Source organism: Propionispora sp. 2/2-37 (assembly GCF_001298735.1).
Classification (GTDB): domain Bacteria; phylum Bacillota; class Negativicutes; order Propionisporales; family Propionisporaceae; genus Propionispora.
The window spans coordinates 156,164-173,436 of record NZ_CYSP01000011.1; the positions used below are offsets into that span (position 1 = coordinate 156,164).

General features: G+C 46.8%; 14 protein-coding genes. 4 read left to right on the forward strand and 10 right to left on the reverse strand.

What is annotated here, in order from left to right; translation table 11 throughout:
• Positions 1-236: 236 nt before the first annotated feature.
• The 8 genes from P22_RS13240 to P22_RS13275 all read right to left on the reverse strand — a co-directional run bounded on the left by P22_RS13240 (position 237) and on the right by P22_RS13275 (position 8,166).
• On the reverse strand, positions 237-1,541 hold the full coding sequence (locus P22_RS13240) for a DUF445 domain-containing protein (protein WP_054260720.1): 1,305 nt from the start codon (positions 1,539-1,541) through the stop codon (positions 237-239).
• Positions 1,542-1,545: 4 nt separating this feature from the next.
• The gene (locus P22_RS13245) at positions 1,546-2,793 is read right to left on the reverse strand and encodes a DUF445 domain-containing protein (protein WP_054260721.1); all 1,248 of its coding nucleotides are present in this window, start codon (positions 2,791-2,793) and stop codon (positions 1,546-1,548) included.
• A 176-nt stretch (positions 2,794-2,969) separates the two neighbouring features.
• Positions 2,970-3,446, reverse strand: coding sequence for a YbaK/EbsC family protein (locus P22_RS13250; RefSeq protein WP_054260722.1), 477 nt, complete (start codon positions 3,444-3,446; stop codon positions 2,970-2,972).
• Positions 3,447-3,646: 200 nt separating this feature from the next.
• On the reverse strand, positions 3,647-4,753 hold the full coding sequence (locus P22_RS13255) for an alanine racemase (protein WP_054260723.1): 1,107 nt from the start codon (positions 4,751-4,753) through the stop codon (positions 3,647-3,649).
• Positions 4,754-4,886: 133 nt separating this feature from the next.
• Positions 4,887-5,900 carry a Gfo/Idh/MocA family oxidoreductase gene (locus P22_RS13260; protein WP_054260724.1) on the reverse strand — a complete coding sequence of 338 codons (1,014 nt, stop codon included), beginning with the start codon at positions 5,898-5,900 and terminating at the stop codon, positions 4,887-4,889.
• A gap of 13 nt (positions 5,901-5,913) precedes the next feature.
• Positions 5,914-6,594 carry a deoxyribose-phosphate aldolase gene (gene deoC / locus P22_RS13265; RefSeq protein ID WP_054260725.1) on the reverse strand — a complete coding sequence of 227 codons (681 nt, stop codon included), beginning with the start codon at positions 6,592-6,594 and terminating at the stop codon, positions 5,914-5,916.
• A gap of 158 nt (positions 6,595-6,752) precedes the next feature.
• Positions 6,753-7,520, reverse strand: coding sequence for a DeoR/GlpR family DNA-binding transcription regulator (locus P22_RS13270; protein WP_054260726.1), 768 nt, complete (start codon positions 7,518-7,520; stop codon positions 6,753-6,755).
• 133 nt (positions 7,521-7,653) lie between these two features.
• Entirely contained in the window at positions 7,654-8,166 is a 513-nt protein-coding gene (locus P22_RS13275; protein ID WP_054260727.1) for a MarR family transcriptional regulator, read from the reverse strand.
• 160 nt (positions 8,167-8,326) lie between these two features.
• Between P22_RS13275 and P22_RS13280 the strand changes: the two genes are divergently transcribed.
• On the forward strand, positions 8,327-8,908 hold the full coding sequence (locus P22_RS13280; RefSeq protein ID WP_054260728.1) for a cyclase family protein: 582 nt from the start codon (positions 8,327-8,329) through the stop codon (positions 8,906-8,908).
• A 73-nt stretch (positions 8,909-8,981) separates the two neighbouring features.
• On the opposite strand, the gene dapA is transcribed toward P22_RS13280, so the two are convergent.
• Positions 8,982-9,860, reverse strand: coding sequence for a 4-hydroxy-tetrahydrodipicolinate synthase (gene dapA, locus P22_RS13285; protein WP_054260729.1), 879 nt, complete (start codon positions 9,858-9,860; stop codon positions 8,982-8,984).
• A 217-nt stretch (positions 9,861-10,077) separates the two neighbouring features.
• Here dapA and P22_RS13290 point away from each other — a divergent pair, with 217 nt between their 5' ends.
• The gene (locus tag P22_RS13290) at positions 10,078-11,664 is read left to right on the forward strand and encodes an FMN-binding glutamate synthase family protein (RefSeq protein ID WP_069972823.1); all 1,587 of its coding nucleotides are present in this window, start codon (positions 10,078-10,080) and stop codon (positions 11,662-11,664) included.
• A gap of 70 nt (positions 11,665-11,734) precedes the next feature.
• On the opposite strand, the gene P22_RS13295 is transcribed toward P22_RS13290, so the two are convergent.
• A complete protein-coding gene (locus tag P22_RS13295) occupies positions 11,735-13,309 on the reverse strand; it encodes a sigma-54 interaction domain-containing protein (protein WP_054260730.1) in 1,575 nt (524 codons plus the stop codon).
• A gap of 420 nt (positions 13,310-13,729) precedes the next feature.
• Between P22_RS13295 and ald the strand changes: the two genes are divergently transcribed.
• Both ald and P22_RS13305 read left to right on the forward strand, forming a co-directional pair.
• Positions 13,730-14,857 carry an alanine dehydrogenase gene (gene ald, locus P22_RS13300; RefSeq protein WP_054260731.1) on the forward strand — a complete coding sequence of 376 codons (1,128 nt, stop codon included), beginning with the start codon at positions 13,730-13,732 and terminating at the stop codon, positions 14,855-14,857.
• Between the two features lie 211 nt (positions 14,858-15,068).
• Positions 15,069-17,192 (forward strand): amino acid permease, encoded by a 2,124-nt coding sequence (locus P22_RS13305; RefSeq protein ID WP_054260732.1) that lies wholly within the window; start codon positions 15,069-15,071, stop codon positions 17,190-17,192.
• Positions 17,193-17,273: the final 81 nt, after the last annotated feature.

A 17,273-nucleotide genomic window follows, 5' to 3' on the forward strand; every position in this document is an offset into this window, starting at 1 on the left:
CTACACAATATGCAATAATCGTGCCACTACACATCCCAGGCGCAATATCACTGCATTTTACCAACAATAAAACCCGATAGTGTAGTAAAAAACTACACTATCGGGTTTTATTGTTGGAATTATACATATATGAAAAATTGCAAAGATTATAGATGCCTGCTTTGCAAATTTACCTTGCAATAATTGTCAATATCTTCTTTGCCGGAAACATGAAGAAGGTAAAAAATAGCTTCGGCTTAACGCCAAAGTCCTCCAACCGCCGGAGAATGAAGGAATTGTAACAGAAGATAAATCGCCAGACCGGCTAATCCCCCTACCACCGAACCATTAATCCGGATCCATTGCAGATCTTCCCCGGTTTTCTCCTGTATCAGGCGGTTCAGTTCTTTATCTGATAAAGCCTGCAGTGCATCCCGGACAACCATGCCGATAACCTGATGATCGTTTTCAATGATATGACGGGCCGCCTCCTGTAAATAATGTTCTAATCCGTCCTGAAACTCCCGATTGCTGCAAAAAGCCTGCCAGTACTGTTCCATAACTGCCAGCAGCCATGCGGTCACTGGCCCCTCACCGGCAGCGTCCTGCTCCTGGTCATCCTGCCGCACCTCTAACCGCAAGGCCTCCAGTGCATCAAGGATAATCTGCCGCCAGGGAATTTGTTCCATAACCCCGTCCTTCCATTCTTCAATAGCATGGTTCCAGCCCGGGTCTGTAGCCAGCTGTTCGGCAACTTCACCCAGCCGGTGATGAATCCAAACCCGCAGGGGATGCTCAGGCTGACGGGACAATTCCCTGAGCAGATTGACCAGTTCATGCTGAAACGAATCCGCGGTTCCCGCCAAGTCAAAAGCATTGGTCCTTTCATTCAGCCATTCTAAAATCATTCCCAGTAAATTGCCGGTTTTCCGTTGTTTGTAGTGTTGCAAATAGTCATATATCGTTTGCCGGGCAACATCCTTTTCCGCCAATGCAGCAAGTTCCATAAACAGAATGGTTATAAACTGTTCATCCTTGCGATGGGTTAAAACCCATTTGGCCAGAGAATGTACCGTCTCTGTCAAACGTAACTGCCGGAGCTTTTCTTGCAGTTCATTTTCCAGTACCGACGCCATCTGAACAAGATTCAGCCTAAAAAATAAATTTCTGCCATGCCGGATAGCCATACTGCAAAATTCTTGTCTCACGTCAGGTTTTTCCAGCCACCGGAGCAGCATATCCACCAAGCGGACACTTTGTATGCGTTCCACTAATTTCTCTTTCGTTAAAAATTCATACGTTACCATCCCGGCGGCCGCCTCAATAATTTTCAGGCGATTGCGGGGTATAATCGCCGTATGCCAGGGAAAGCCTAAAGGTCTTTTAAATAACGCGGTTACGGCAAACCAGTCGGCAATGCCTCCGACCAAGGCTGCTTCCATCGCCACAAAAAAAGCCTGACTAAAAAACCAATCGCGATAGCTGAGTCTCAACCCCCAAGAGATCAAAAACAAGATAAAAACAATTAATAATACCCGGTCTGCCCGGTTATAGCGTTTCATCTGTTCACCATAACCTTTCCAACCAGTAAGTCAAAACGAACAGCAGCATACCTGCAATCCCTCCCATCAACGAACCGTTAATGCGGATCATCTGCAAATCATCGCCTACTTTGCTTTCGACAAACTCGCTTAAGCGTTCATCAGTAAACTGCTGTAACTGTTCTCTCACCATCCCGGTTACTTGACTGCGATATTGTTCGTTATACACTTCCAGCTGTTTCGTTACCCATGTATCCAAAACGGCCTGCTGCACCGCATTGCCTTTAAACTCTCTGACCAAGGTATCCATAATTTGATCGGCATACTTCCGGCATTCTTCACCGCCAGCGGCGGCTGACTCCAGCAGACGGCAGCCATACCGGCTGAGTTGCGGCTCCAGCTCCGGATTATCGCGAATACAGTAATTTTTCCAATTATCCAGCCGCTTTTTTAGGTCCCCGTCACCTTCCATCTGTACAATAAGCTCTGCCAGCCAGGTCTTGAGTTTGTGCCGCAAGGGGTGATCGGTACTTTTTAGTTCGCGTAAGATTTTGTGGATTCTAGCTTCCGCCGAATCTACCAGGCGGTCGGACAGTAAATCGAGCAGCCAGCTTACAAACTTATGCCGTTTCGTTCCCCGCTCATATCCTTTTCCCACTTCCGCAAACAACCCCTGCAAGATTTTGCGGTTCTCCCGCTGTCCGACAATACAGTCAAGCTCATCCAGAAGAAAATTGATGATCTGCTCATCATAACCTCGCTGTATTGTCCAGGCCAGGACATGGGCGGTAATAGGCGAAAGAGAGATTTGTCCGGCATGCTGCCGCAGCAAATCTGCCAGCAGACGCCCTACGATATGGGCATCCAATTGCTGCAAACCGAGTTGCAGCACGGTATGCAGCATCTGCCTGCTGTGCTGCTTTCCCGGACTTTCCTCCAAATAACGGATTAACAATCCGGAAGCTCCGCCATAGCGGGACAGGGTATGCCGAATATTATCCGTTGTCAATAAATCATCCTCAACAAAAGCCACCAATTCCCTAAAAATCCGTTCACGGTTTTGGGGGATGATCGCTGTCCGGTAAGAAAAACCCAATGGTTTGCGAAACAGGGCCGTCACGGCGAACCAGTCCGCCAACCCGCCGACCATAGCCGCCCAGCAGCCGCTGTTGATCAGACCGCCATAAAAATAAGTGCTGTAAGGATAGCTGACAAAATAGCCCAGGGTAGCAAGCCCTAGCGCGGCAGTTGCCCCGAACCGGATATTACTCATAAAAATCCACCTCGCGTTTCACCCTTACCGGAAAGAATCCACTCTACTGGTACATTATATTCACCGTGCTCTACTTAGCCAGCAAGGCTGCCTGTATATCCAAATCCCTTCCCGGTTTTAGTGTGATTATATCCTCCCGGTTCATCCTGCATGCCCTCCTATTCTTTGGCGGAAAACTATTCCTGCCAGTTTTTGCAAACGTCCACCCATTTCAGGGCCTGCGCATATTGATACAATTCATCGCAATGTAATTCAATGGCTGAATTGCTGCTCCCGCAGGCGGGAAATACCGTCTCAAACCGGTTAAGCGAAATATCGGTATAAATGGTGACGTTCTGATTCTCAATAGCAAACGGACAGACACCGCCTACTGCGTGCCCCGTCCATTCCAGAACTTCTGCCGGTGTCAGCATTTTAGGCTTAATGCCGAACTCCGCTTTAAATTTGCTATTATCAATCCGGGCGTCACCGGCGGCGACTACCAAAATGCAGCCGCTTTCCTGCCTGAAAGAAAGCGTCTTTGCTATGCGGGCCGGTATTACCTGCAAGGCCTGTGCCGCCAGCTCCACCGTTGCGCTGGACACCTCAAATTCCAGTACATCGTTGTCTCTTCCGTACTGTTTAAAATACGCTTTTACTGCTTCAATTGCCATTTAACATTCTCCTTGGGCTTAAAAAGAAGGCTCTTTTCAAGTTATTTTACACAATAATCTTTTACATATTTCCCATGAAAAAAGCAAACTCCTGCCGGAACTTGTAAAGTCTGAAGAGTAATAGTGTACTGTCATTTCTCTCCTTCGTCAGCAAAAACCTGCTCTGTCAGCCTCGCGCGGAGGCCGTAAATGCCTTTCCTTCAGCGCTTATTCAGCCCGCCCCGGGCATCAACGGCAAGATATCCCTCCACCATGCCCTCCCGGTGCCCGATCAAAAAGCTGGTCATGTTGGCAGCAGCGCACGCATGATTAGGGATGACTTCGATTTTATCGCCCACCTGCAGCCGGGTGCTTCCTTTAACTCTCAGTTTGCCCACTTCCTCGGACAAACTGTCAACGGTCAATTCCGGATGGTTCCTAACGCAGCCATAGCCGCTCACCAGGGACAGGCTGTGTGCCCCCTTGTCCAGCCCCAGGCATTTGCTGCCGGCATCCATGATGAAGGTATCCGCTGCCGGCTGAGAAATAATGGTGGCAAGCACGGTCAGGGCGCACCGTTCCGCAGGTACCATTCCTAGTGCCACCTGTATGGCATCATAGAAGATATAGTTTCCCGGCCGCAGCATGGTGATAATCGGATTCTGTACCGCAAAAGGTATGGTCGGAGTGCTGCCGGTAGCCACGATTTCCACCGGGTAGCCCTGTTCCAGCAGCAACTGCCGCGCCTGCTCCAATGCAGCCGCTTCTTCTTGCGCTACTATTTTTACGTCCTCCGGTGAGCGTACCCCATACACCTGTCCCGGATGAGTTGCAATCCCCTTAAATTTTAACCGCGTAAACCGTTCTAACCCCCCTGCCAGGCCGGGCACCTCCTCCGGCCTGACGCCAAAGCGATGCAAGCCGCAGTCAACAATAATCAGATAATCAATTGTCATGCCGGTATCTTCCAGCGCGGCACTCCATTGCTCAGCGGCTGCAGTTCCATCAAAACTCAGGGTAACATGCGCACTCCGGGCCATAGCCATGACCCGCGAAATATTGGCATGGGCTGCCACCGGATACGCCAGCATAATATGATCGTAGCCGGCTTGTACCAGCCTTTCCGCTTCATCAATCGTGCCGGTTAAGAATCCCTCGGCACCGTATTTTCCCTGCAGCTGCGCAATAGCCGTGCTTTTATGAGTTTTAAGCATGGGGACCAGTTTTTTGCCATGCTGCCGGCAAAGCGCAGCTATTTCCTGCATATTCCGTTCCAGCTTAGCCATATCCACTAAAAACCCCGGCGTCGCCAATTGCTCAATTCTCATCCAAAAACCGCCCTTCTGTCCCTGACTATAAAACACTGTTATCTTCATTATAATCGCTGTCAGATAAAAAAATCCTGCCAGGTTATCAAAAAATAACCGGCAGAAGGTTGCCTATCCAGGCAACTGAAAGATTTTATAAGTCAACAAATTTCCTTTCCACAATTGATTCATTTCCCGCTTTTACGATGGCTACGGCCATTTTTCCATCCAGCCCGCCGACTTGCACTTCGGTATTATCCAAAATGGCATTTACGAAACTGCTATCTTCGGCGATATAGGCATCCTTAAACAAATAGGTCCAACTGTGCATGGTGGGACGTTTCAGATCATGATTCTTAGTACAGGTGAGCAATTTTTTCTCGTGCATATCGCCAATACAGATCACACCCTCCGTCCCCAGGATCTCAACCCTGGCATCATAACCGTACTGTACATACATGGCTCCGTCGATGCAGCCCTGCATACCATTGTTGAATTCCATATTCATGATGACGTTATCATAAAAATCGGGGTACCGTTCTTTTACCTCCTTATTTCTAAAATTTCCGCCAATAGCAAACACCCTCTTTACGTCGCTGCCGGTAAACCATCTTACCGTGTCGATATCATGGCTGTTCACCTCTGCCAGCGGACCATTGCTCTTTTGGATATCAAACATCCATTCCCGGGGCTTGCTTGGGCCTCTGGTTTGTGATTTTACCAGAACGACATCACCAATTTCACCATTCTCCACCATTTTTTTTGCTGTCCGGAAACTGTCGTCAAATCTTCGCATAAAACCAATCTGCAGTTTAACTCCGTGTTTTTCAGCCGCCCGAATCATTTCATCACATTCGGCTACATTCATAGCCATCGGCTTTTCACAAAAAATATGTTTTTGGGCTTCAGCGGCCGCCACGGCAATTTCCTTATGGTATTTTGTCGGACAGGCAATAATGACCGCATGTATTTCGGTATCCCGTAAGACCTCATGATAGTCCTGATACCATTTTTCAATTCCCAGTTCCTGCGCTGCAGCTTTTGCAGTCTGCTCAACTGGATCACATACGGCGACAATAGCACCTCGCGGCACGCTTCCTGTAAAATTGCAGGCATGGATCATCCCCGCTCTGCCCGAACCAATCAAGCATACATTGACCTTTTCCACCCTAACCGCCTCTTTATCTGTTTTTTTCTTTATAGGCTTCCATGATTGCCACTCCGGCACTGGTTCCCAGCCGTTCCGCCCCAGCCTCAACCATCGCCAGTGCTGTTTCCAGCTCCCTGATACCGCCTGCCGCTTTCACCTTGACCGCCTCACCGACTATGGACTTCATAAGCCTTACATCATTAATAGTGGCTCCTCCTGTGCCAAAGCCTGTCGAGGTTTTAACAAAATCCGGTTTAACCGCTAAAGCGGTTTGCGCCACAAACCGCTTTTCATCTTCCGTTAAGTAACAATTTTCAAAAATCACTTTGGAAATAACGTTATTTTCACGGCAAACTGCTACGATTTCTTCCATTTCCTGCTTGATGTACCCAAAATTTTTATTTTTCAGTTCGGCGATATTAATGACATAGTCAATCTCATCCGCCCCTTTTTGGATTGCATCCCGCGTCTCAAATACCTTGCATTCCAAAGTTGTCTGCCCCAGAGGAAAACCAACGGCTGCGCCCACATGCACAGTCGAACCGGCCAGCATTTTTTTGCAGCGCTCAGTCTGAGCCGGATTAATGGCCACCATTTTAAAATTGTACTGTTTTGCCTCCTGACAAAGTTTTTGAAACATGGACTCATCGGCAAACGCTTTCAGGTTTGTGTGATCAATCATATTAGCTAGTTGCTGTGCCGAAATATTCATTTTCGCTCCCCATCCTTTTATTTATTTTTATATTCTTTTATTATAATAATTTTCTTTCAATTCGCAAGTATTTAAAAGAAAATAAAAATATTTTTTTATTTCTTTAAAAAAAGCTGCTGCAAAAAATTTGCAGCAGCTGCACCTGAGCCGGATTGTCCTTAATCACACAGCAGTATGTTCGCTCCCTCTTGTTCCAGCCGTTCTTTTTCTTCCGGTAAAATTCCCCTGTCGGTAATAATGGAATCAAAAACATTAACAGCGGCAAAAGAACATAACGTTCTCTTGCCTATCTTCGAGCTATCGCACAACAAATACGCCTTTTGTGAAATATCTATCATTTTGCTTTTAATTTCAGCCTGATCGATATTGGGAGTTGTTGCACCGTTGCTAAGTGAAAGCGCGTTGGCCGACATAAACAATTTATCTACCGCCAGCATATCCAACAACCTGATGCCGGTCATACCGACCGTGCATTCGAAACTGTTTCTCACCTTGCCGCCAATCAAAATCAATGAAATTTCCCTGTTTTTCTGCAACTCCAGGCCAATCTTTAAATCATTGGTAACCACCGTAATATCCCTGGCACTGCTTAGTTCCCGCGCCAGTTCATAGGTTGTCGTCCCTGAATCAATGATGATAATATCACCGTCTTCAATAAAGCTTCTTGCTTTTCGGGCGATTTGCATTTTCTGCGCTAAATTTTTGTCCCTGCGCTCCTGGATAGAGTCCTCCGGATTAATATCATAATCACAGATAATAGCACCGCCATGCGTGCGATTAATGTACCCCAATGTCTCCAGTTCCCTAAGGTCAGTCCTTATCGTTGTCCCCGTTACCCCAAAAGCCGTTACTAATTCCTCCACAGTGACCCGCATTTTCCTGCGTAACAAGTCCATAATCTGCTTTTTTCGTTCCTCGGCAAACACCCAATCACCTCATATCCAAAATCATCCCGAACATCGACAGAACACATACGCAGATACAAACAGCCGTTTCACACCCACTGCGCTCCGGCAAAAATTGTCGGCATCCCTTTCCGGCAAACCACTCCCAGCCGGACTATGATTTGGACCCTTTTTGAAACTGAAGCGCCATCATTAGGTCGTCCAGAAACTGATTGGCATCAAGGACCTGCTCATAACTGTAAGAACTAAAATAGTCCGCAATTCTTTTCCCTGCCTGTTCATGCAGCGCAGCGTGCATTTGAAAGGCTTTCTCACCTAATGGCGTCAACATAAAATAGGTTTCTTTTTGATTATTGTTCAACCGGCAGACTTCGATCATCTGCTTCTTAATCAGTTTAGCCGTTATTTTCGAGATTCCGCCCTTGGTCATATTCATTTTCCTGGCGATGGCAGTGGTATTCATCCTCTCCGAACTGCCGATGCACTCAATAACATGACACTCTGCTAAAGATAAATTTGCATCCAGAAATTCTTTATAACCTTTTTCTTTTATAATAGAATGCAGCAATTTTTTCTCGGAATCTTCCATGGTATCAAAATAATTGGCCAAAGAAGTACACTTTTCTACTAATTGCCTAAGCGCTAACTGTTTATTTTGCATGCTCATACCCTAACCCTACCCGATTTTACCTGATTATAAACAAGACCATTATACCTTAAGTAAAAAAAAAATTAAATTGGTTACAAAAAATTGTTTACAAGGAAACCATTTTGCATTATACTAAAATTGTTTCCAAGGAAATCATAAAGATAGAGGGAGTGTTATTATGAAAATCGATTTATCGGTAGCTATTACAGATGAAATACTGAATACCTTTTTAAAACTGAATACCAGCAGAGAAATACCGTCTGTAGCAAAATTCGGACACATCGGAACACATTTTGATGTTATGGATAAACAATTCTCCTTAGAAAACACCCAAAGGAACGGTAAATTATTCGATGTCAGCCATGTCCGGGGCCGGGAAATAGGCGTAACGGATATTGATGCTTCCACCATTAGCATCGGAGACTTCGTACTGTTTTATACGGGCTGGCTAAAAGAAAAACAATATGGAACTGCTGCCTACGTCAAAGATCATCCGGAATTAACCAACGATTTGATCACTCTGCTGGTAAATAAAAAAGTCAGCATGATCGGCATTGATTTTGCCGGCATCCGCAAACCCGCAGAGCATCCCCAGGCTGATCAATACTGCGCCGACCATAACGTATTCGTTATTGAGAACCTGGCCAATCTGGATGTACTGCTGCAAGAAGCCCTTGAAAAACCATTTCTGGTACACACGTATCCGGTTAATTACCAAAATCTGTCCGGACTCCCCTGCAGGGTAGTTGCCGAGCTGTAAAACCCCATCCCGCAATAATGAACCCCTTATTCCCAGGTTTCCTGGAAACAAGGGGTTCATTATTGCGGGATGATCACAGCAAGCCGTAGGCTTTCATTTCACGGCGAAGAAGCTCCAGGTGGCTGTCACTGAGCTCCGTCAGCGGCATTCGACACTGCCCGGCCTTAAAGCCCAGCAAATTGACTGCTGCTTTAATCGGAATGGGATTAACTTCACTAAACAGGGCCTTAATCAGATTTAAGGTCTTAAGCTGCAGTTTGACGGCCCCCTGAATATCTCCCTGGAAAAACCGCGCGACCATATCATGAGTATCCTGTGGAATAATATTGGCCATCGTGGAAATAACCCCCTTGCCTCCCAGTGACAACAATGGCAGGATGGTATTGTCATCACCGGAATAGACGGCAAAATCCTCCCCGCAGAGATTGACTACATCACCAACCTGCCCCAGATTACATTCTTTAATTGCGACAATATTATCCAGTTCAGCCAAGTCTCTGATCACTTCCGGGCTGATATTTAAATTCGTCCTGCCGGGTACGTTGTATAAAATGATTGGTATGCCGACATGTTCGGCAATCAGCTTAAAATGTCCGTACAACCCTTTTTGCGTTGTTTTATTATAATAAGGAGTTACAGATAGCAGTCCGTCGGCGCCAACCGCCTCCGCCGCTTGTGACAGGTCAATGGCATGCCGGGTGTCGTTGCTGCCCGTACCGGCAATAACAGGAACGCGCTTAGCTACCGTTTCCACCGCGAACTTAATGACAGCAATATGCTCTTCATCCGGCATCGTCGACGCCTCGCCGGTAGTGCCGCAAATAACAATGGCATCAGATCCTTCTTTGATTTGAAACTCAATCAGTCTGGCTAATTCCTGATAATTAACGCCATTGTCGGTAAAGGGCGTTACCAAAGCTACTGCAGAACCGGTAAATAATGTCTTTTTCATTAGTTAACACCTTCTATTCCTATTTTTAGTATCTCAAAATTTGTTAACACTCTCATTTTAGCCTATAATTGCCGAAAAAGGAATGTGTAACAACGCTTTAATTTGATAATACAGCAATATAAACATAGATTCTCTACTCTTTCAGGGCTTTATTCCGGTTCAAAAGAAAAAAAAATGACATACTAGTAGTACGAAAAATCTTCATGGGTGAAATAGTATGCAACTAACTAATTACCAATTGATAGTATTCTTAGTCCTGCTATTGCTCTTAGGCCTGCTAGCGCTCTTTTCGCTGGCCAAACCGCTTTTACGTTATGTAGTGAATCGAATTATCGATGATATCATGTCAAAATTACTTACGGAAGACTATGACCAGAATCTATTCGAGTTGTATCCTTCTTTAAAGCGCTTGTCTGTTTTGAACTTAGTCGAAATGAGTTTACGGGCTGAAACAGGTAAAATCGTCACGCGTCCGTTAGGCTCACCCAAACGCTTTCCCGGTTTTGATCAGCTCATGTTCTCGCCACGGCAAATGACGAAATTATCCCTGCCGGAAAACGCCTCCATTGATATGGACGTCATATTGGGCATTCAGGCAGACAAACCGCTGACCGTAAAAATCCCCTTGCTTATCGGAGGTATGGCTTACGGGCTGGCCCTCAGCGAAGAAGCCAAGCTGGCTCTGGCCAGAGCCTCAAAACTCCTGCAGACCGCCACCTGTTCCGGCGAAGGTCCTTTCTTACCGGAAGAACCGGAAGAGGCAGGTAAATTCATTTTGCAAATTTGCCGCTGGCCAACCTGGGGAGCAAGGACGGATCAGGAAATTGCCACCGCAGATATGCTGGAAGTACAAATGGGGCAAGGGGCCGATGTAGGACCAACCAGTGTCGAGGCTGTAAATTTCGAGGGACGGGCTCAGCAATTAAGCGGGTTGGCGCCGAATGAGCCTGCCGTCGCCCTGCCGGCTCCGCCCGGAGTACAGAGTGAGGCCGACTGGCCGGACTTCATGCGTGATCTCCGCCAACGGGCCAACGGCATCCCCATTGCCTTGAAAATCATGGCAACCGACCGGCTGGAGGAAGAGTTGTCCGTTGCGGTAAGCCTGGGCTTTGATGTCATTATGATTGACGGCGCCGGCGGCGGTTCCCATGCAACCGCACCGGTTAAACAGGATGACTTTGGCATCCCCATCCTCTATGCCTTGAAACGGGCCAAACGTTATTTACAGGATAAACCGATCAGTTTGATTGTATCCGGCGGTTTTTTTACACCCGGTCAATGTCTTAAAGCTCTGGCTTTGGGCGCGGACGCCATTTACCTGGGCACCATTCCCCTGCTGGCCCTAACGCATAACCAGGTCGACAAGGCAACCCCCTGGGAACCGCCAACAACTTTAGTATACTATAATTCTCCGGCGAAAACACAGCTTGATATCGACCAGGCAGCCATCAGTGTAACCAACGTTTTGACCTCTATGGTTCTGGAAATGGAGGAAGCCATGCGTGCCTTGGGCAAGTCTTCCCTGCAGGAGCTGGGACCGGAAGATCTGATCGCCCTCGACACCCTTACCGCCAGTATGACTGGGGTCAAATTAGTGTCAGATGCCACCTCTCCTCCCGCTGATAAAACACTGGATCAATTATGCAGCGCTTTACAGCAGGCATATCGCCTGGTAAATGTGATGGAGGTGCTATTAGCCGGCCTGAGCACCAATCACTTCTCCGATCCATTATCAAAAAAAGCACCGGTATCTCCGGCAGCCCGGAAAAAGAAGCTAAAGGCCGGTACCTCTACCGGAAATTAACGGAGCAGAACCGGCCTTTTCCCAGGTCACAATAGGAGCCGGAACCCGTTTTTTCATTTAGGAAATGGCTTCAAGGATTTGGCTCCCTGATGGGAATATTATATTTTTTCATCCGGTTTAGTACTCCTGTGTGAGACAGACCCAATATTTTACCTACTTGGCGCGATGACCGGTATTTATTGACCGCTTCATAAAGTATGGAGCATTCCGTCTCCTCCAATATTTCCTTCAGTTTGCGGGATTTGCCGGTTTTGAAATCCGACTTGGCGGTGGCCCGGGCGGCATGGTCCAGAATAATGTCATCCGGCGTGATTTCTCCCTGTGAAGAAAAGTTAACGGCCCGTTCCAGTACGTTTTCCAATTCCCGGACATTGCCCGGCCAATCGTATTCTATCAGCTTTTCCATAGCCGGCTTTAATATATGCTTAACATGTTTTTTAAATTTATGATTTTTTTTAAACAAAAGACTTTCAATGAGCAGCGGCAAATCTTCTTTACGGTCCCGCAGGGGAGGAATGAACAGGGGGATAACATTCAACCTGTAGTATAGATCTTCGCGGAATTGATTTTTCTGAAGCATTTGCTCTAAATTACTATGAGTTGCCGCAATAATCCGGACATCAACACTGATTTCCCGGTTGCCGCCCAGACGCTTAATCGTTCCTTCCTGCAGCACCCGCAGTAATTTTGCCTGCAGGTTGAAGGAAAGATCACCAATTTCATCTAAAAATACCGTTCCGCCATTGGCATATTCGAAAAGTCCGGTTTTTCCATACTTTTTTGCTCCTGTAAAGGCTCCCTCTTCATAGCCGAACAGCTCGCTTTCCAGAAGCGCATCCGGCATAGCTGCACAGTTGATCGGCGCAAAAATTCTATCCTGCCGCGGACTGGCTGTATGAATCGACCTGGCAAAAAGTTCTTTGCCGGTACCGCTTTCTCCCCGGATAAGTACGGTCGAATCATTTTGAGCAACCCGTTTTGCCACAGCAATGGTATGCTCCATCACTTTACTTACATGTAAAATTTGATTAAAACTATTAATTTCCGGATTGGTTACCGTATACACCAACTCTTCAACATCTTTCATGGATTTTAACACAGCTACCGCACCGGCAACCCCACCGTGGTTGTCTGCTATCGGACAGCCGCTGATAAGATAGTGATTTCTTCCTTTGGCGGTAGCAAGCATCACTTCACGGTTGCTGTAAGGACGACCGCTATGCAGTATTTCCAGCAGAGGCGGCCCTGCCGTAAAAATATCGCTGAGTTTCCGACCGATGACTTTCTCGCTTTTGAGGCTCAGCATTTTTTCAGCGGCCGCATTAAAATGAATGACAACTTCCTGCCGGTTAATCGCCATAATCCCGTCTCCAATGGTATCCATTACTGTCTTTAATTCCTGTTCCCGTTCCTGGTAAGGCATCTGAAATATCCGGACCACATGATTGACTTGCGGGATTGCACTCAGCTTCGCCTCCAGCATGGCTTCTTCCCGAGGGTGTGACAACTCAATTTCCAGATAGGTGATACCGGGCACAACTTCCATGGATACTATATTCATGTTTTGTTTTGCAAGTATACGCGAAATATCAAAAACCAGCCCAACCCGGTCTTCGTTGCTTATTTTCAGACATAGATTTGCCAAGTTTTTCTCACCTCCCTGTTTTGTAAAACAACCCTATTTTGCCAAAAAGGAATTTTTTTCCGATTAACAGTATAACATCGCCAATATCGAAAATAAAGAATATAATTTATAAATTTTTTAATTTTCAAATTATTTGAGAATCTTACTTTCCATTACCGACAATGATTGTATGATTATGTCGTAATTACACCTATAAGCAAGTTTATCTTGAGCTTTATAGCATATAAACTGAATATTCGGAACAAAATCGTTCCATCTGGAACGATTTTGTTCCGAATATTGGAATGAAATTACTACAAGATATACAAACAATTCCGGATCCATTCGTACTTTCTGCCTGGCATAATTCTTGCACATAGAAAATGGCAGGTACCATGAAAGGTACTTAGTTACTAATTTTTCAAACGGAGGTTATGCCTAATGATTATTGGCGTGGCAAAAGAGATCAAAAATAACGAAAGCCGTGTGGGGCTTACACCGGCGGGCACGGAAGTTTTGCGTAAAGCGGGTCATACCGTCCTTATCGAAAAAGGAGCAGGTGCTGCCTGCGGCTTCACCGATGAAAGTTATCAAAGAACCGGCGGAAAAGTGATTGCCGATAAAAAAGAACTGTTTGACCAGGCTGATATGATTATCAAAGTAAAAGAACCTTTGGAAACCGAGTACGGACTCTTTCATGAAGGACAAATTCTCTACACCTATCTGCATCTTGCGCCGGAGCCTAAATTAGCACAGGCCCTGCTGAAAAAGAAGGTAGTCGGTATAGCCTATGAAACCATCGTCGGACGCAACAACACGTTGCCTTTGTTATCGCCAATGAGCATGATTGCCGGCCGGATGTCTATACAAATCGGCGCGCAATTTATGGAGAAGCCCTGGGGCGGAAAGGGTATCCTTTTAGGCGGTGTACCCGGCGTAGAGGCGGCGCAAGTCGTTATTATCGGCGGCGGCGTTGTTGGCACGAATGCCGCCAAGATAGCCCTGGGAATGGGCGCGCGTGTCACCGTTCTCGATAAATCCTCAGAACGGCTGGCTTATTTGGATGATATTTTCGGCGGCAGAGTAATGACCGTTATGTCCAACAGCTACAATATTGCCAACTGGGTTCAAAAGGCCGACCTCTTAATCGGCGCAGTACTGATTCCGGGTGCAAAAACGCCTAAGCTGGTAAGCGAGGAAATGGTTAAGACAATGGAAGCAGGTTCGGTCATTGTGGATGTGGCCATTGACCAGGGCGGGTCAATAGCTACTATTGACCGGGTTACCACGCACAGTGATCCTACCTTTGTCAAGCATGGCGTAATTCATTACTCCGTAGCGAATATACCTGGCGCGGCAGCCCGTACCTCCACCCTGGCCTTGACCAACGCAACTTTGGATTATGCACTGCAGATTGCTAATAAAGGCTGGAAGAAAGCCGTCCTTGACAATGCCGGGCTGGCTAAAGGAGTCAACGTGCTGGAAGGCAATGTGACCTATAGGGCCGTAGCCGAATCTTTAGATTTACCCTATGTAGCGCTGGAGCAATTAATTGGAAAATCAGCATAAGCCATTGTCCCCCAACATACGCCGCCAGCTTTAAACGTACCAAAAATCAGACGGGAATGAATGCCTGCTGAAAAACATCCGGCCGCTAGCTAAAAGGACCATAAATGCAGCTCAATTTATGGTCCTTTTATGGCTTATCGGGAATTACGCAATTCACGTGGCCTGTAAAAAACGCAATGCATATTAAAAAATTCACGCAAGGAGGGAATTTATGAGTCGGGTAAACAATCATGATCCATCCGAAACTAAGCTGCGTACTGACCTCGGTCTGATTTCCGCATTATCTTTGGTCGTCGGTATGGTTCTGGGTGCCGGGGCGTTCATGAAGCCGCCGGCCGTACTGGCCGCGGCAGGCGATTTCAACTGGGCCTTAGCCGCCTGGGGTATCGGCGGTCTTTTTTCCATAAGCGGTGGTTTGACTCTCTGTGAACTGGGCGTTATGTTTCCCCGTACGGGTGGCATCTATGTCTATCTGGAAGAAATATACGGCCCAAAGGTTGCCTTTTTATATGGCTGGATGACCAGCGTTATTTTCGGCCCGGCCATGGTGGGGACGTTAACCGGCTATTTCAGTTCCGTCTTCTGCCTGTTATTTACTATCCCGGATTATTACACCTCTGTGGTTGGTGCCGGAGTCCTGGGCTTTATTGCCTTTATTAATTCCGTCGGCGTAAAACAGGCAGGCTACCTGCAGACGGTGGCAACCTTCTGTAAACTGGTCCCGATTGCATTAATAGCCGTGTTCGGCATCTGGAAAGGAAACGGTCAGGTTCCCCTATTCACGGCCAGCGACGGGGCACTGGAGACGACTGCGCCCTTTGCCGTCGCTATTCTTGCAACGCTGTTTGCCTATGACGGCTGGGCACAGGTTGCCTCAGTAGCCGGTGAAATAAAAAATCCGGGTAAAGTATTGCCGAAAGCCATCATTGGCGGAATACTGTTTCTTGTGCTAACTTATCTTGCCATTAATGTCGCAATATTCAAAATGTTTGCCGCCGGTGAAATGGTCGCCCTCGGGCATGATGCCTCCTCAATTGCAGCCCAGCGGATGTTTGGCCTAATGGGAGGGAATCTGATTGCGGTCGGTATCATGATTTCCATTCTAGGAGGCCTTAACGGCTATGTTATGACCTTATCCCGCACGATCTATATCATGGGGCAAAGAAGGCAGATTTTGGGTGCTTCGTTCTTGCGCAAGGTTGACAATGACAGCGGCTCGCCGGTCAATGCGCTATTGGTGCTGGTGGTAAGCGCCTTTGTTTATTCCCGGCTGCTGGATGCGGACAGACTTTCCGATATTGCGATGTTCTCTGTCTGGCTGTTCTATTTGCTGACGTTCATCGCCGTTATCGTCGCCCGGATGACTCATCCGGACCTGCCGCGTCCTTACCGGGTATCGTTTTATCCTGTGGTGCCGCTGATCGCCATTGGCGGAGCCCTCTATGTCATCTACGGTATGCTCAGCTATCAATTTTTTAACGGTATAGCCTCCATCGCCCTTACTCTGGCCGGTCTACCGCTGTATTATTATTTAAACAGGACAGAAAATAAATCAAACCTGTTTGCAAGATGGAAAACAAAATACATTGTCGGTTTAGGCGCCCTGCTGGTCATGGGATTATTGACGCTGTTTGCCCAGGTAGTTGACCATCGCGAAGAAATTAAAGTAGGAATTGTACCTCAGTTCGCGCCTTTTGCCTATGAAGACGGCACAGGCCGGCTCACCGGCTTTGACATCGAGCTGATGAATACCATTGCCCAAAAAGCCGGGCTAAAGATCAGCTATCAAATGGTTTCACTCGAGTATATTTTTGATGCCTTAAATCATGAATACGTAGATATTGCCATCTGTTCATTGTCCGATACTCCGGAACGGCAAAAACGTGTTCATTTTACACAACCGTATATTGAAAAGGGAGGTTTGGCCCTGCTGACCAGACAGGGGGCAGCCGTCCGGGAGATGAAAGACTTAAGCGGTATAAAAGTGGGTGTTCCCCAAGGATCGACCGCTGAAGACTTTACCCGCAGCAGCCGTCTTTCCAGCGTCCAGGCTTTTCAATCCAATCCGGACATGATACAAGCTTTTAATCAGGGATGGATTGATGCCATTGTTTTTGACAAGTTGATTTTAGAATATTTCGTTTCGCAAAAAATGATTACCCAACCGACCATGCTAAAACTCATCCAGCCGGAAAACTATGCAATCGCTTATGCCAATAAACATAAAGAATTGGGAGAAAGGCTGAAAAGAATACTGTCGGACATGAAAGCTAACGGCGAACTGGAGGCATTATACCAGAAATGGTTCAGTCATGGTGACAATATATTATCGTGATGGCGATGAAAAAATCGACAATTTATGATCAATTGAAATATGTATCCGAGAGATTTAATTCTATCAAAGCGAATGATCAAA

Bases quoted from the DNA above. Each gene is read 5' to 3' on its own strand.
- P22_RS13240 (WP_054260720.1), bottom strand. From the start codon at position 1,541: ATGAAACGCTATAACCGGGCAGACCGGGTATTATTAATTGTTTTTATC.
- P22_RS13245 (WP_054260721.1), bottom strand. From the start codon at position 2,793: ATGAGTAATATCCGGTTCGGGGCAACTGCCGCGCTAGGGCTTGCTACC.
- P22_RS13250 (WP_054260722.1), bottom strand. From the start codon at position 3,446: ATGGCAATTGAAGCAGTAAAAGCGTATTTTAAACAGTACGGAAGAGAC.
- P22_RS13255 (WP_054260723.1), bottom strand. From the start codon at position 4,753: ATGAGAATTGAGCAATTGGCGACGCCGGGGTTTTTAGTGGATATGGCT.
- deoC (WP_054260725.1), bottom strand. From the start codon at position 6,594: ATGAATATTTCGGCACAGCAACTAGCTAATATGATTGATCACACAAAC.
- P22_RS13275 (WP_054260727.1), bottom strand. From the start codon at position 8,166: ATGAGCATGCAAAATAAACAGTTAGCGCTTAGGCAATTAGTAGAAAAG.
- P22_RS13280 (WP_054260728.1), top strand. From the start codon at position 8,327: ATGAAAATCGATTTATCGGTAGCTATTACAGATGAAATACTGAATACC.
- dapA (WP_054260729.1), bottom strand. From the start codon at position 9,860: ATGAAAAAGACATTATTTACCGGTTCTGCAGTAGCTTTGGTAACGCCC.
- P22_RS13290 (WP_069972823.1), top strand. From the start codon at position 10,078: ATGCAACTAACTAATTACCAATTGATAGTATTCTTAGTCCTGCTATTG.
- ald (WP_054260731.1), top strand. From the start codon at position 13,730: ATGATTATTGGCGTGGCAAAAGAGATCAAAAATAACGAAAGCCGTGTG.
- P22_RS13305 (WP_054260732.1), top strand. From the start codon at position 15,069: ATGAGTCGGGTAAACAATCATGATCCATCCGAAACTAAGCTGCGTACT.